This is a genomic window from Neobacillus sp. Soil_C_43 (genome assembly GCF_057656715.1).
Genome location: NZ_JBDGJV010000001.1, coordinates 504,357 through 519,659 on the forward strand (window position 1 = coordinate 504,357; position 15,303 = coordinate 519,659).

At 36.9% G+C, this 15,303-nt stretch carries 16 protein-coding genes; all 16 read right to left on the bottom strand.

Annotation, left to right across the window (positions count from 1 at the left end):
- Positions 1 to 4 precede the first annotated feature (4 nt).
- Positions 5 to 958 (bottom strand): L-lactate dehydrogenase, encoded by a 954-nt coding sequence (locus tag AC3A54_RS02695; protein ID WP_335548486.1) that lies wholly within the window; start codon positions 956 to 958, stop codon positions 5 to 7.
- A 162-nt stretch (positions 959 to 1,120) separates the two neighbouring features.
- Positions 1,121 to 1,909 (bottom strand): DUF92 domain-containing protein, encoded by a 789-nt coding sequence (locus AC3A54_RS02700; protein ID WP_487653244.1) that lies wholly within the window; start codon positions 1,907 to 1,909, stop codon positions 1,121 to 1,123.
- Positions 1,906 to 2,472, bottom strand: coding sequence for a 5-formyltetrahydrofolate cyclo-ligase (locus AC3A54_RS02705; RefSeq protein WP_487653245.1), 567 nt, complete (start codon positions 2,470 to 2,472; stop codon positions 1,906 to 1,908). The genes AC3A54_RS02700 and AC3A54_RS02705 overlap by 4 nt, the downstream gene beginning before the upstream one ends.
- A gap of 62 nt (positions 2,473 to 2,534) precedes the next feature.
- On the bottom strand, positions 2,535 to 2,684 hold the full coding sequence (gene rpmG, locus AC3A54_RS02710; RefSeq protein WP_015594975.1) for a 50S ribosomal protein L33: 150 nt from the start codon (positions 2,682 to 2,684) through the stop codon (positions 2,535 to 2,537).
- Between the two features lie 75 nt (positions 2,685 to 2,759).
- Complete coding sequence (locus AC3A54_RS02715) at positions 2,760 to 3,377, bottom strand: hypothetical protein (RefSeq protein ID WP_335548483.1); 618 nt, start codon at positions 3,375 to 3,377, stop codon at positions 2,760 to 2,762.
- 10 nt (positions 3,378 to 3,387) lie between these two features.
- Positions 3,388 to 4,653: a glycosyltransferase family 4 protein gene (locus AC3A54_RS02720; RefSeq protein ID WP_487653246.1), complete on the bottom strand. Its 1,266-nt coding sequence runs from the start codon at positions 4,651 to 4,653 to the stop codon at positions 3,388 to 3,390.
- The gene (locus tag AC3A54_RS02725; protein ID WP_487653247.1) at positions 4,646 to 5,320 is read right to left on the bottom strand and encodes a DUF4912 domain-containing protein; all 675 of its coding nucleotides are present in this window, start codon (positions 5,318 to 5,320) and stop codon (positions 4,646 to 4,648) included. The genes AC3A54_RS02720 and AC3A54_RS02725 overlap by 8 nt, the downstream gene beginning before the upstream one ends.
- A gap of 213 nt (positions 5,321 to 5,533) precedes the next feature.
- A complete protein-coding gene (gene phoU, locus AC3A54_RS02730) occupies positions 5,534 to 6,193 on the bottom strand; it encodes a phosphate signaling complex protein PhoU (RefSeq protein WP_487653248.1) in 660 nt (219 codons plus the stop codon).
- Between the two features lie 13 nt (positions 6,194 to 6,206).
- Positions 6,207 to 6,980 (bottom strand): phosphate ABC transporter ATP-binding protein PstB, encoded by a 774-nt coding sequence (gene pstB, locus AC3A54_RS02735; RefSeq protein WP_487653249.1) that lies wholly within the window; start codon positions 6,978 to 6,980, stop codon positions 6,207 to 6,209.
- Between the two features lie 12 nt (positions 6,981 to 6,992).
- Positions 6,993 to 7,754, bottom strand: coding sequence for a phosphate ABC transporter ATP-binding protein PstB (gene pstB / locus AC3A54_RS02740; protein WP_335548492.1), 762 nt, complete (start codon positions 7,752 to 7,754; stop codon positions 6,993 to 6,995).
- A gap of 75 nt (positions 7,755 to 7,829) precedes the next feature.
- On the bottom strand, positions 7,830 to 8,717 hold the full coding sequence (gene pstA, locus AC3A54_RS02745) for a phosphate ABC transporter permease PstA (RefSeq protein WP_487653250.1): 888 nt from the start codon (positions 8,715 to 8,717) through the stop codon (positions 7,830 to 7,832).
- Entirely contained in the window at positions 8,717 to 9,637 is a 921-nt protein-coding gene (gene pstC, locus AC3A54_RS02750; RefSeq protein WP_487653251.1) for a phosphate ABC transporter permease subunit PstC, read from the bottom strand. Before pstC ends, pstA begins: the two co-directional genes overlap by 1 nt.
- Before the next feature lie 83 nt (positions 9,638 to 9,720).
- Positions 9,721 to 10,632: a phosphate ABC transporter substrate-binding protein gene (locus AC3A54_RS02755; protein ID WP_335548476.1), complete on the bottom strand. Its 912-nt coding sequence runs from the start codon at positions 10,630 to 10,632 to the stop codon at positions 9,721 to 9,723.
- 251 nt (positions 10,633 to 10,883) lie between these two features.
- Positions 10,884 to 12,992: a peptidoglycan D,D-transpeptidase FtsI family protein gene (locus AC3A54_RS02760; protein ID WP_487653483.1), complete on the bottom strand. Its 2,109-nt coding sequence runs from the start codon at positions 12,990 to 12,992 to the stop codon at positions 10,884 to 10,886.
- A gap of 211 nt (positions 12,993 to 13,203) precedes the next feature.
- Positions 13,204 to 14,418 (bottom strand): MFS transporter, encoded by a 1,215-nt coding sequence (locus AC3A54_RS02765; protein ID WP_487653252.1) that lies wholly within the window; start codon positions 14,416 to 14,418, stop codon positions 13,204 to 13,206.
- 132 nt (positions 14,419 to 14,550) lie between these two features.
- Entirely contained in the window at positions 14,551 to 15,159 is a 609-nt protein-coding gene (locus AC3A54_RS02770; RefSeq protein WP_335548346.1) for a superoxide dismutase, read from the bottom strand.
- Between the last annotated feature and the right edge of the window lie 144 nt (positions 15,160 to 15,303).

A 15,303-nucleotide genomic window follows, 5' to 3' on the forward strand; every position in this document is an offset into this window, starting at 1 on the left:
CTTACTATATATTCTTAAATACAGGTTCCATTGTGTTCTTTAGAACATTAACTGAGTTTGTAAACTTTTCTTTTTCATCCTCACTTAAATCGAGCTCAACGACTTCTCTTATCCCGTTTCGATTCACAACGGCAGGAACCCCAATATAAATATCATTTTGTCCATATTCTCCATCGAGGTATGCGGATACTGTAAGAACAGAGTTTTCGTTTCGTAAGATTGCCTTGGTCAATCGAACTAAGCCCATGGCAATTCCATAATACGTGGCACCCTTTCTTTCGATGATATGATAGGCCGCATCACGAACATTTAGGAAGAGTTGATTTAAATCATCTTGAATGAATCCGGCTTTATTTTTTGTCCATTCAGAAATAGAAGTACCAGCTATATCAGCGTGGCTCCAAACAGGAAGTTCAGTATCACCATGTTCACCAATGATATAGGCGTGAACATTTCGGGTATCTACATCGAAGTAGTCGCCCAGTAAGAATCGGAATCTTGCTGTATCAAGGATTGTTCCTGAGCCAATGACGCGTTCTTTTGGAAGTCCTGAGAATTTCCAGACCGCATAGGTTAGAATATCAACTGGGTTTGTAGCAACTACAAAGATTCCATCAAAACCACTCGCCATAATTTGTTCAACAATGCCTTTAAATATTTTTGTGTTCTTTTCAACTAAGTCAAGTCGTGTTTCTCCTGGTTTTTGGTTGGCCCCTGCTGTAATGACAACAAGATCTGCGTCCCCACAATCCTTGTAATCTCCATACCAAATTTTTGTACGAGATGGAGCGAATGGAAGTCCATGATTTAAGTCCATTGCATCTCCTTCTGCTTTATCTTTATTTAAGTCAATTAAGACAAGTTCCTCAGTTATACCTTGATTTAATAATGCAAATGCATAGCTAGAACCAACAAATCCTGTACCAATTAATGCTACTCTATTCACTCGATTTAACATGGCTTATTCCTCCAATAGGTAGTTTAAGGTGCGTTCATCAAATCTCATTAATATCTTACCTACAATTAGATTGTACACTATTTCACAATCTTTCATTGCTATAAAACCTTCATGAAACCGTTATCTATTAGTCAATTTTGTTACAAGTGGTTTTTTGGTTTATTAAGTTGTTAATTGAATGACTAAAATTGCTAAAATTGCAGAAAGGACGCCTGAAAGAAAATTTACCATATCATTATCTACTAATGGAAAACCCTTTATTCTAGTTGTTACTATTTGACAATGTTCTTTTTTCTCAGTTTCTATCCCACATTTTTTACAAACATATACCTGCTGGTAAAAAGCCCCTATAATCGTATCAATAACATTACCAATATATCCAAATAAAAAAATGAGAACAGCTAATCTAAAACTTATCGTAAAAAGCCAATAACTAAAGATAGAAATAAGAAGCGAGCCAGCTAGTGCTGCTGTGCTGCCTAACATACTTATTGCACCTGAGGTCCCCTTCTCAATCCGCTTAAATGTACGTATGTATATAGGGTGCTTACGGCTAAGGCTACCAATTTCAGAAGCCCATGTATCTGAATTTGCACTTGCGAGACAAACAACAAATCCTATTAACCAAATAAAATCAGGATGATAGTAATGAACAATACTAAAAAATCCAGCTGCTCCTCCATTAGCAAACACTTGCCGCCAATCCCTTGTTGCACCTTTTGCCAATTTTTCTTCAATACTATTCTTTGCGGAGCTCTTATATTTGGACCATAGGCTTGAAGAAGCAAAGAAGACACCAAGAAGGACCAATCCGTTTATTCCAAAACCCAAATATACAGCAAGCCCAGTTATTATAGCTGCAAGGGCACCTGATACGGTCAACGATTTAAGTGAATAGCCTGCTAGTCCTGTCAATAGAATACCCATAAAAACCATTAAAACTTCGATCATTTTGTATAAATAACCTCAACATTTGTAATAATTTTTGATACAGGTAAATCATACGTTTCAACTTGGAATTGCTCAACTATTTGATTTTCAAAGGCAAGTGAGAGTGTTTTCCCTGAATAAGCGGTTAAATACCGATCATAATATCCACCGCCGAATCCCACACGATATCCTGTTTTCGTATATGCAAGGCCTGGTACAATTAAAAGATCGATATCATCTGCTTCGACCTTAGCAGTTTGGTCTTCAATTGGTTCATATAGACCATAAAACACGGACTCAAGCTGGGAAAATTCCTTTAATGTTCGAAATACTAATTTCTTTTCCTTTGGGTTACACTTTGGTACTACCACTTGTTTACCTTGTTCCCATGCTTTACGAATAATTTGATATGTATCAACTTCAGGACGCTTTGATATGGTGATTCCAATGACATTTGCTTGTTTCCAGTCATGATCATCAAACAACCGAGTTGCTATTTTATAGGAGTAATCTTCATAGAGAGGTCTTGTTAGTTCTGAGAGAGAATCCTTTATTATTTTGCGTAGTGAATGTTTATCATTCATTCGATTGAAACCTCCATACATAACTTTTGGACAACAAAAAAAGCAGCAGGAAGCCCTACTGCTTATTTTGTTTCACGGTGTGCTGTTGTACGCTTTTCTCTTGGGCAATATTTCTTAAGCTCAAGACGGTCTGGGTTGTTACGTTTATTTTTTGTTGAAATATAGTTACGGTCTCCACACTCAGTGCAAGCTAACGTAATATTTACACGCATGTCAATTTCCCTCCAAACGATTAAGCTAGTTCGTTCATACGACTTTTCTATAATATCATTTTTCAAAAGGAAATGCTAGTGTATATTTTTTATTAGAGCATCTTCCATTGCAATTAATTCATTTTTGTTCGATCCATTAATACTCCAGGTAATCATTTTACCCGTTTCATGTGGTTGGATGGCCATTTTTAAAGCGAACACACTGGCTGCAGGACCCTTAGCCATTGGCTGGTATTTCAAAGTCCCGGTTTGAAGTGAGCTCCAAATTTGATCTGTATAGACATTCCAAAGAGGCATAGCCGTATATTCAGTTAATCCGATCCTTTGGTAATGAGCATTAACTAAATAAACCTGTTTATTGGTATGATGAAAAATGCGATTATCTAAGGGAGAAACAAAGGTTAAATTATCTTTCCCAACATTTGAAAAATGGTGCATTGCTAGCACTTTAATCACTTTCTCCTGATTGCCGTGATTACTTACGAAAATACTGGACATTCGAATTTTAGAATGTACTTGTTCCTGTTTTACTCTGATAGTCATCTCTTCATCATAAATGACCTTTTCCGTACAGTCCTGTAGCCAATAGTACTTCCCATTTACCCATAGACCCGGAATAAATAGTAATGATTCAGATGACTGTTGACGGCCGGAAGTCTGTTCAATATTGTGTTTTTCAATTAAATTCATCATCGCTTACACCTTATTTACGAATTATTTGCCTTTCCTGTCCTTCTTCCTCACTCTTGTTAATGCGCTCACTTAACAATAAATCTTCCATTACTCTACTTGTTTCTGAGGCAATTCGTTTCCAACCATACAAGCTCTTTACAATTTGCCGTCCCTTTTCTCCAATTTCTTGAGCTTTCTTAGGGTTATTATGTAAAAAGTTAATTTGCTCCAGTAAGCTTCGTGCATCTCCTGGTACCATCAATAACCCTGTTTGGAGGTGCTTAACTATTCCTTTCATGCCTCCGGTATTGGAAACAATCGTTGGTTTACCGAATGTCATTGTTTCCAATGCAACAATACCAAAAGGTTCGTATAAACTTGGTATCACCGCCAACTCACTTTCTTGAATCAAGACATTCCTTTGTTCATCTGTAATAAAGCCAATAAATTGGACATGACTCTCTAATTGCTGGGCTGAAATATGCTGGCGATACGTCTCAAGCATTGGCCCCTTTCCAGCAATAATAAATCGATAATCTAATCCTTCATCTTTGGCAATTGAGGCTGCCTCAATGATGGTTTCAAAACCCTTTTCCTTTACAATTCTCCCTAAGGAAAATATATATTTTTCGTTCTTTAGTTCCGGAAAAATCTCATTAAAGGCTTGTTTTGGTGCCACTAACTCAATCCCATTTGGAATGACAGCTAAACTCACATCTGTTTCCTTAAAAATAGAAACGAGTTCATTCTTCATGTATTCACTGCAAACAATAATTTGGTCAGATTCAGAAATTAGCTGTTGTTCCTTCTCATGTATAAATTGCTGCATTTCATTGTAAATCCCATTATTTCTACCATGCTCAGTCGCGTGAATGGTCGTTAATAATGGGACACCAAGTGTATCCTTTAAAACAATAGCAGATGCCCCTACAAGCCAATCATGTGCATGAAGTAAATCAAATGTAATCTCTTCTGATAATCTTTCAGCCTTGAAGGCCATAGCCAAATTTAAGCCGCCTATCCAGGAAAAAAAATGCTCATCACGATTATTAATGGGTTGAACTCGGTGAACATGCACACCACTCATGTTTTCAAACTCAGGAAGTTGGTCCGTTCCAGCAGTTAATACATGGACTTCATGACCAAGTGATGCCAATTCAGAGGATAATCCAGCTACATGCCTCGAAAGTCCGCCAACAATATTCGGTGGATACTCCCAGCACAGCATTAAGATTTTTAATTGCCAATTATTTACGGGCTTATTAGCCTCATCTTGTTGAGAAAATGTCTTATTCATTTTTCTCCTCCAAGTTGTTTGTTGTTTCAACATAATAGCTATACGTACTTACATGTTCCGTCCACTTTGGCGGTTTCTCTTCATATTCTTGAACCTTCAAGAAAAGGTCAAAGTTCCCTTCATACCCAATCTGGGAATGAGGGGTTTGAATGCAATTAGACCGAAGAAGAGGGAAAAAGTTTTGATCTGAAAAATAAATTCCTAATTCTGCAACAAAATTCCTATTGGGTATTAGGCCTTTTATTATCCAATGTCCACTTTGATAAGAAACGGGTATTTCATAAAAATGGTGTGCATTTTTTCCATTAAACGTAATATCTGTTACGTCATACACACGGATAACCGTTACGAGCTCCTCAAACCTCTTCTTGAAAAATAGTTCAATTATTTTCTTCGGTAATTCGGAAACTTCCCAGAAAAGAATAATTTTTCGAGGGGAAACAAGTTTTGCCTTCAATTCACCCTTAAGAGGAATTTGATCAGGTGCAATTTGGCTATTAGCGGAATTCTTACCAGTGGTTTTTTGGACATTTGAATTTATTTCATCCGAGTGATCTATCCATTTATTCCATCTATATTGAACTTTACCAACCGTCGTATTAAGTACTGAAGCAATTCTTCGAAACGATAGCCCGTCCCCTCGTAATTTAATTATTTCCTCAATCATGTTTTGTCCTCCATTTCTGCAAACAATCATTATATGCATATAAATCCATATTATTCTTATTATTTATAATTTAATGTTATCATCAGATTAATAGGCACACAATAAACGCAATTTGTCGTATCTTGCTTCCTTTTCGACAAAACTCTGCCTTGTTAATAAAAAAAAGACGAAGCACTCATTCTCTGCTTCATCTTTGATTCATACATTTTTTTGTTAGGCGTTCAAATCAATTCGTTTTCCCGTTACTAAATAGACTACGTTTTCAGCAATGTTTGTGGAATGGTCAGCTATTCTTTCAATAAATCTACACACGAATGCTAATTGGATGATTTGGTTTGTAGAATTAGGATTTTTTGGAATGTAGCCTAAAAGCTCCTGAATCAGGCTTCCAAACATTTTATCTACTTGATCATCTCTTTCAGCACAACTTTTAGCAAGAGTAATATCCTCTGAATAAAATGCTTTGATAGAATCAGATACCATATCTAAAGCCATTTCCATCATATTTGGAATATCAACCATTTCTTTTATATGTTTTTCATTTCCGATATGAACCGCAGATTTAGCAATGTTCACAGCCATGTCCGCCATCCGCTCCACCTCAGATGATACTTTTAAGGCTACATTGATTTGTCTTAAATCTGTTGCTACAGGTGATTCTCTTGCAATTAATAATAAAGCCTTATCATTGATTTCATGCTCTAAATCATCAATTTCATTATCTCCATCAATTACAAGCATAGCCTTCTCCATATCTTGGTTAATTAGGGCAATCATCGCTTCCTTAATGGCAAACTCAGCTTTATTAGCCATTTGTAATAGCAATTCTTTCAACTGCTTTAAATTATTATCAAAATTCGACCTTGTACTCAATTTAGTCACCTCATCATCCGAATCTTCCTGTAATATAGCCTTCCGTTCGTGAATCTTTTGGATTTGAAAAAATAGCAGAAGTGGAATCTAATTCGATTAATTCCCCCATTAAAAAGAAAGCTGTTTTATCTGAAACCCGTGCCGCTTGCTGCATGTTATGGGTAACAATAACAATGGTATATTTTTCTTTCAACTCTAAAATTAATTCCTCAATTTTCAAAGTAGAGATGGGATCGAGGGCAGAAGTCGGCTCATCCATTAACAAAACCTCAGGTTTAGTCGCGAGCGCCCTTGCTATACATAACCTTTGCTGTTGCCCACCTGAAAGTCCTAAAGCAGGTGCATGTAAACGATCCTTAACTTCATCCCATAGAGCCACATCCATTAACGATTTTGTGACAAGTTCGTCCAAATGAACCTTTTTCTTAATTCCATGAATTCTTGGACCATAGGCAATATTATCATAAATCGATTGTGGGAATGGATTACCCTTTTGAAAGACCATGCCAACATGCTTACGCAGTTCAACAAGGTCCATTTTCTCATCTAATATATTTTGACCATCATAATTAATTTCACCGGTCATTTTTACATTTGGGACCATATTGATCATCAAATTTAGGGTTTTAATAAATGTTGATTTCCCACAACCGGATGGACCGATAATAGCTGTTACTTCTTTTTTATTAATAGGAAAATTGATATTCTTTAAGGCATGATGCTCTCCATACCATAAGTTAAGATCTTTCACATTAAAAACTTCTCTAGTCAATGTTGGGATTGCCACACCGATTCCTCCTTATCCAAACCTACCAGAAATATATTCTTCGGTCTTTTTAACAGATGGATTAGTAAAGATTGTTTCCGTGTTGTCATATTCAACCAAATCGCCGTTTAAAAAGAAGGCAGTTCTGTCTGAAATACGAGATGCTTGCTGCATATTATGGGTGACAATAATAATTGAATAATCCTTCTTTAAATCAACAATCAAATCTTCAACTTTAGCATTTGATATCGGGTCTAGAGCAGAAGACGGTTCATCCAGGAGCATAACAGTCGGTTTCATCGCAATCGTTCTTGCGATACAAAGACGTTGCTGCTGTCCTCCAGAAAGCGAGAGTGCCGATTTATGGAGCCGATCCTTTACTTCGTCCCATAGCGCTGCTTTGTGAAGACTTTCCTCGACAATTTCATCTAGTACTTTTTTCTTTTTTATCCCAGCAAACTTAAGGGCATGGGTAATATTTTCGTATATCGATTTAGGGAAGGGATTTGGCTTTTGAAAAACCATTCCAATTTCCTTACGTAAAGCTACAACATTGATGTCATCAGACAAAATATTGACATCTTCATAAAGGATTTCACCTTCTGCCCTTGCTCCCGGAATTAAGTCATTCATCCGATTAATACTTCTCAGGAAAGTTGATTTCCCACATCCTGAAGGACCAATAAGAGCTGTTACGCCATTTTTTTCAATGTCCATTGATATTCCATTAACTGCACGCTTTTCCCCGTAGAATATCTGCAAATGATTGACCTTCAAAATATGTTCCTTTACCATATGGCTGTTTGACTGAACAGCTTGTTTTGTTGAGTTCTTTTCCTTAAAAGCTGTAACCATCATGTATCCCGCCCTTTATTTAGTTGCTGTGATTTTCTTGTGAATCAAACTACCAATCCACCGGGCTAATAAATTAAATATTAGTACGGATATAACTAGAACTGCAGCAGATCCATTTGAAACTTCCTCAACGTCTGGAATTAACCCTTGAGTATTAACTGACCAAATATGAACAGCCAGTGTTTCCGCAGGACGAAATATATTTAATGGCGATTGCGCTGAAAATGGATTCCAATTCGCATAATCTAATCTTGGTGTAGAAAGGCCTGCCGTAAATAACAACGCCGCTGCTTCACCAAACACACGACCCGAAGCAAGAATGACTCCAGTTAAAATAGACGGGAAAGCACTTGGTAATAAAACTGTTTTAATCGTATGCCAATGAGTAATCCCTAGGGCAAGGCTCGCTTCTTTTAAATCACGAGGCACTGATCGAAGGGCATCCTCACTAACCCTTACTATTACAGGTAAATTAAACACAGTTAGCGCCAATGCTCCTCCTAAAATGGTATAGCCCCAGCCTGTGACATTTACAAACATTAATAAGCCAAACATTCCGATGACGATTGATGGAAGTGAGGCTAACACCTCAATACAAGAACGAATAATATCTGTAATTTTCCCTGGCTTCGCATATTCAGCCATATATATACCACCACCCACTCCAAGTGGAACGGCAATTAACATTGTAATAAATAAGATATAAAAAGAATTAAAAAGTTGATCACGTATACCTCCGCCCGCACGTACGTTGCTAGATGGAGTTGTTAAGAAATCTATGGAAATATGCTTAAGACCATTAACCAAAATATAATAAAATAGACCGACTAATATAGAAACGATAATAATAGCAATTGCAATAAATACTCCCGTTGCAATACGATCCGCAGTTTTGCTGTTCATTACATTTTCCTCCTAGAAGAGAGATAGCGAATAAGGAGAATAAACGCAAACGACATGATTAATAAAATCAATCCCATTGACCATAGAGTATTATTTTCAACACTTCCATAGGTTGTATGTCCCATATTGAGTGTAATAATCGTCGTTAAAGTTGCTGATGCATCTAATATGCTTGATGGTAAGTCTCTTACGTTACCAATAACCATTTGAACAGCAAGTGCTTCCCCAAAGGCTCTGGCCATACCTAACACGATCGCCGTTAAAAGAGTCGGTAATGCTGCTGGTAGTAATACTTTACGAATAGTCTGCCAACGAGTAGCACCTAACGCATAGGAACCTTCACGAAGATTTTTTGGTATAGAACTCATTGCGTCTGTCGCAATGGTCGTTACGGTTGGCAAAATCATAATTGAAAGCACAATCGTTCCAGATAATAAACTAAAGCCGAGTCCGCCCACATTTCCCCTTATAAAAGGAACTAACACGGTAAGTCCGATGAATCCATAAACAACGGAGGGAATTCCCACCAATAACTCAATGACTGGCTGTAAAATTTTCCTTCCCCAAGAGGGTGCAATTTCGGTCATAAAAATAGCACCGCCAATGCCTAATGGTGCAGCAACTAGCGCCGAAAGGAAAGTGACGGCAAAGGAGCCGAAGATAAACGGTAAGGCGCCATACCCTGGATTTGCTTTATTTGTGGGGTTCCAATTTGAACTGGTGATAAACTCAATCACACTGACACCATTTTTAATAAAAGATTGTAGCCCTTTTGTGCCTAAGAAAATAGTGATTGAAATGGTTGCTGAGATCATAATTACAGCACATAGTATGACTATAACCTTGCCTCGCAGTTCCCCAGACATTAAACTCTTTTTTGATTTTAACAATCTCTCACTTGCAGGAATTGTTTTTTCCATATAAATCCAAACACCCCTATGAATACGTCATAAGAGGGTAAATGCATCCTGCATTTACCCTTTACTTTTAAAAGTTTTACTGCTTATAGGTTTTTCTGATTTCCTTCTGCATCACGTTCAACCTTCATTTTTGTAACAGGAAGGTATCCTTGTTCTTTTAACAGATTGTTTTGAATATCATCTGACATTAAATAGTCAAGGAACGCTTTTGCAAGGCCATCAGGCTCACCTTTCGTATATGAATGTTCATATGCCCAGATTGGGAATTTACCAGATTGAACGTTCTCATCAGTAGGTTCTACTCCGTCAATTGAAAGTGGTGTAACTTTATCATCAGTGAAATATGAGAATGCAAGATAACCAACTGCTCCATCTGTTTCATTGATAATTTTCTTAACTGTGTTTGATGAATCTTCAGTGATTCCTTCAGCTGGTGTTGCACCATCTAAACCAAATTTATTGAATACTGCACGAGTACCAGATGAATCAGGACGGTTTACTAATACGATTTTTTGATCCTTACCGCCAACTTCTTTCCAGTTCGTCACTTTTCCAGTAAAGACTTTAATTAAATCTTCTTTTGAAATATCTTTAATACCTGCATTAGGGTTAACGGCAGCAGTGATTCCAACTACAGCTACTTTATGATCAACAAGCTGGTCAGCAGGAATACCTTCTTTTTCTTCAGCAAAAACGTCAGAGTTACCAATTTGCACAGAACCTTCAGCTACTTGTGATAAACCTGTACCAGATCCACCAGCATTTACTTGAATATCTACATTTGGATTGTCTGCCATAAATTCTTCTGCTGCAGCTGCAACTAATGGCTGCATCGCAGATGAACCAGAAATGACTAATGAGCCAGAAAGTTCTTTATTTCCACCATCAGCTGTTCCATCTTTTTTATCAGTATCAGCTCCGCCTCCACAAGCAGCCATCATTACCATTACTGCTGCTAGAATCGAAAATAAGCTTAATTTTTTCAGGCTTTTCATTTCTTAATTCCCCCTAAGAATTTTCGTATTAATGTTTGTCTTCCTTACATGTTTAAGAATAAACCTTCACTGTAAACCGTGTTTTAATTGAATGTAAAGGTTTTGTAAATCTATGTAGAGCTTTTGTAAATTCACTTTCTAATTAAGTCCCTACTATACAGATACTTTGTTATGTAATGTTATCATGCTCAAATCATTGTCATGTTATTAAAAAAAACTGCCTCCAAATGTGGAGACAGTTCAAGATTTGATTATTGACCAGATTGCTGGTTGTTTTGATTTGCGTCAGTAGGAATTTCGGTCTGTTGTTGTTCTGTAGTTGATGATTCTCCCGTACTATTACGATTCTTTTTTAAGTCAAAGTATGCATCCATTACTTTTCGGCCAATTAAGTTATTCACACTCGGCCCACTATTTCCTTGGTATGCCCATGGTACCATAACAGCCAAAGCTACTTCAGGATTGTCTGAAGGTGCAAAGCTAACAAGACTTAAATTCATGACTGGTGTACCATATTTAGATTTATCAGAACCGTAATAAAAGGCCTGTGCAGTTCCTGTTTTACCGGCTGGGTGATACGGAGCACTTTTAAAGTAACTTGTAGCTGTACCATCGCCCACCTGCATAACCATGCGGAAACCTTCTTGTACTCGCTTGATCCATTGTTCTTTCATATCCACACGATTTAATACTTTAGGTTGCATTTCTTCAATAATAGGACCTAATTCATTATTCTCCATTATTGGCTCGCGAATTTCCTTAACGATATGTGGCTGCACACGATAACCGCCGTTAGCAATTGTAGAAACATACTGTGCAAGCTGAATCGGTGTATAGGTATCATATTGACCAATGGCAAAGTCAAGAAGCAAACCTGGTTTCTTTTCTGAACCCGGAAAACCGCTCGCTTCGTTTGGCAGGTCAATCCCCGTCCGGGTACCAAGTCCAAATTGACTAAAGGTTTGTCTCATTGTATTAAAAGTCTTTTCTGTATCTAATATTAATGGTCCGTTAGGGACATAACGTCCATGGGCCATCGCAATAACTGTTTTCCACATATAAACGTTAGAAGAGACTTGAAGTGCTCTTAAGTCATTAATTCTTCCAAATGTTTTCCAGGATTTTTTCACCTGTGTACCTTTAATAACTAAAGGTTCATCCAGTTGAGTGTCTCCTGGACTTATTGCTCCCGTTTTATAACCCGTTAGGATGGTTGCTCCTTTAACAGCAGAACCGACGTTATAGGAGGATGTAATATTTCCTCCAGCAAAGTCTTTCATTACGGTCTTACCCTCTTTGTTCTTACCAATCTGCTTTCCGGCCAATGACAAAATTTCTCCTGTTTTAGGATTCATGACTACTACAAAAGCACGATCCATTAGTGCAGTATTTGGCTTTTTCTTGGCATCCCACATCTCATCTTCAATAATTTTTTCTACCTGCTTCTGTAAATCCATATCAATGGTTAAAACAAGGTCTTTTCCCCTTTTCCCTTCAGAAACAACTTCAGTAGAAAGAACCTTCCCAGACTTATCTGTCACATTTTTCACTTTAGCTTTTTGACCATGAAGGACATCCTCATACTTTAATTCAATATAACTTTGTCCCACACGGTCATTTCTGCTATAGTCTCGGGCAAGATATTTACTTACCTGTTCTTTTGGTATTCCTGCCTCAGAGGATGAAACATTCCCTAAAATGGACCCTAATGTATCACCAAACGGATAGGTTCGGTCCCAATCAGTGGTTGTGTCCACACCTGGAAGATTTTCTAAGTTTTCACTAACAATCGCAAATTCTTCAGGTTTTACATCTTTATTTTTTACGATTTGTGGTGTTAGTGCATATCCGCTATTGAATTTCCTATAAATCGCTAGGACTCTCATTGCCTTTTGATCATTTTCTAGCTCCAAAAGATCATCATTTTCAATTCTATCAATTTGCATTTGATAGATTTCTTTGTCAGTTAATTTTTTTTGCTTATATTTATCCCATTCTTTTTTAGAGATTAAGGCCTTTGCCTTTTCAGGATACTTCATAATCCAAAAGTCTTTTTTATCTCTTACAGGTATTTTTTTTGTGTCCATCTCAATAAATTTTGCCAATTTCTCTGCTGTTTTCAACATTTCTTCTTGCGTAGTACTTTGATTCTTTGTATAAGTAATGGCATTTAAAGGTTTATTATCAACTATGGCTTTCCCATTTCGATCATACATTTTTCCTCTTGGGACAGGGTTATTTACGGTGATATCCTCTGTTCGTTCAATTTCCCGTTTAAAATCATCACCAAAAACAATTTGTAATTCACCCAAGCGAAGGATGAGAATGGAAAACAGCGCAAAAACCACAAAAAATAACATATTTAAACGGAACGGTACATGCGTCTTCTTTTTTTTCTTTTTATTCAAGGTTCTTACACACTTCCTTTTTTTCAAGGCTTAACACAACATCCTCTATTTTATAAGAAAATGAGCTTTTTTTCTATGAATAACCCTTACCAATTTTGCGTATTTCGACATTTTTTATTAAATTCTCTTTGAAATGGAAAATGAGGCTGATTTGTCAGCCTCATTACGTTACGGGTAATTGAACCCTTTTTATAAATAAATAAATCAAAGAATGACCTGCACCTAATATTAACAATAATATAGGAATACTTTGATCCTCATTAAACCATGTGACTGCGGCAATAAAGGCAAGGATAGAAACGATTCGTCCTAAGTTTAGAAAGATTTCTCTTACAACGATATACTCAATTCTCATTTCTGCAGCTTTCCACCCGTTTCCTATCACATCATAGGTAGTTGACATATACGGGACAAGCAAGAGTGGATAGGCCAGAGCAATCATAGCAGCATAAATTAACAGTTTTACGAAATTTACATCCCAGACAATGATTAAGACGGCCGCATATAGTATTAGACCACCAATCAGAATGGCTTTTTTGCGATTGTTCTTTTTGATTAAGCGGGATGCAAGGTAATAAGCAACAAAGGAAATGCCCGAGTTAATCAAACCAAATGTACCTAGAGCCATTTCACTTCCAGTTGAGATATAAACAAACACGGAGATAACAAATAAAAACGTCCCTTCTCTTAGTCCCTGAAAAAAATGGGCATTGGTAACGAGACGCCAATTTTCATTTAGTTTTCTTTCCTCTAATATACGTCTAAAACAGTATCTCCCTGCAGCAGGTCTTGGCTTTAAAGAAAAGCTGATAAACACAGCAAGTGCAAATAATGCTAAGGACAATCCAAATACAAACGTATATCCGGTGAATTTTTCAAATCTAGTGATGATGAATCCAGCAGCTAATGGACCTATCATTCCCCCTGCTGAGCTAAGGATCCCTAAAAATCCGTTAAAAAAATCTCTAGTTTCTGGTTCTGTAATTTCAAAGGTTAAAACATTGTAGGCTAGCCAATAAAAACCATACCCTATACCCAGAAGACTGCCCAAAAGTAATAAAAAGGTGGAAGCCTTTGTACCAGTAATTAATACCATTAGATAAAAGACAGCCAAGAAAATCACACCGATTCTAAGTACAATAACCCTATCAATTTTCTTCGCCCACCGTCCTGCTAAGATAAACGTCAACAGTTGTAGAACGACAATCGAAAGATTATAAAGTGCTAGATCAAAATAACTTCCTGTTTGTTTCCATAGGTATATATTCACAAATGTATTGGAAAGAGCAACACTTAATGAATATAACCCTCCAATAACTAACAAAAGTGTTAGATCTTTTGTTAATTCTACATCACCTAAAATTTTTGATTTTTTCACCTTTAAAACTCCCCTTTATCTTAAGGGTAGTCTTTAACAAGAGAGAGGTTTCTATTCAAATTTTTCGGGTATCGGAACAAACAAAAAGACAGCTGCTTATAAAAACAGCTGTCTTTTTGTTTTTATTTGGAATTATTTTGCTTCGTTGTAACGTTTAGCAACTTCATCCCAGTTTACAACGTTCCAGAACGCACCAATATAGTCTGGGCGTTTGTTTTGATATTTTAGGTAGTAAGCATGCTCCCAAACATCTAGGCCAAGAATAGGAGTTTTACCTTCCATTAATGGAGAATCTTGATTTGGAGTGCTTGTTAATTCTAATTCACCGTTTGACACTGATAGCCATGCCCAGCCAGAACCGAAACGAGTAGTTGCAGCCTTTGCAAACTCTTCTTTGAAGCTTTCTAAGCTTCCAAATTTGCTGTTAATTGCATCTGCTAATTCACCAGTTGGTGCACCGCCACCATTTGGTGAAAGGATTTGCCAGAATAAAGAGTGGTTTGCATGTCCACCGCCATTGTTACGTACAGCTGTACGTACTGCTTCTGGAACAGCATCTAAGTTTGCAATTACTTCTTCAACAGATTTAGAAAGTAATTCTTCGTTGCCTTGTAATGCTGCGTTAAGATTTGTTACGTATGTGTTGTGGTGTCTTGTGTGATGAATATTCATTGTTTCCTTATCAATGTGTGGTTCAAGAGCATCTTCTGCATAAGGTAATTGTGGTAATTCAAAAGCCATGTAAAATTCCTCCTATGTATTCATATTATTTTTGGGCTAAAGTCAATCAAAAAATCCAACGATTTTTCGAATTTTCTTAAGCTTTGTAGCTTAAGAGTACCAAAATAAGTAAAGCGTTTCAAATAAAATGCTTAGGCTAACATA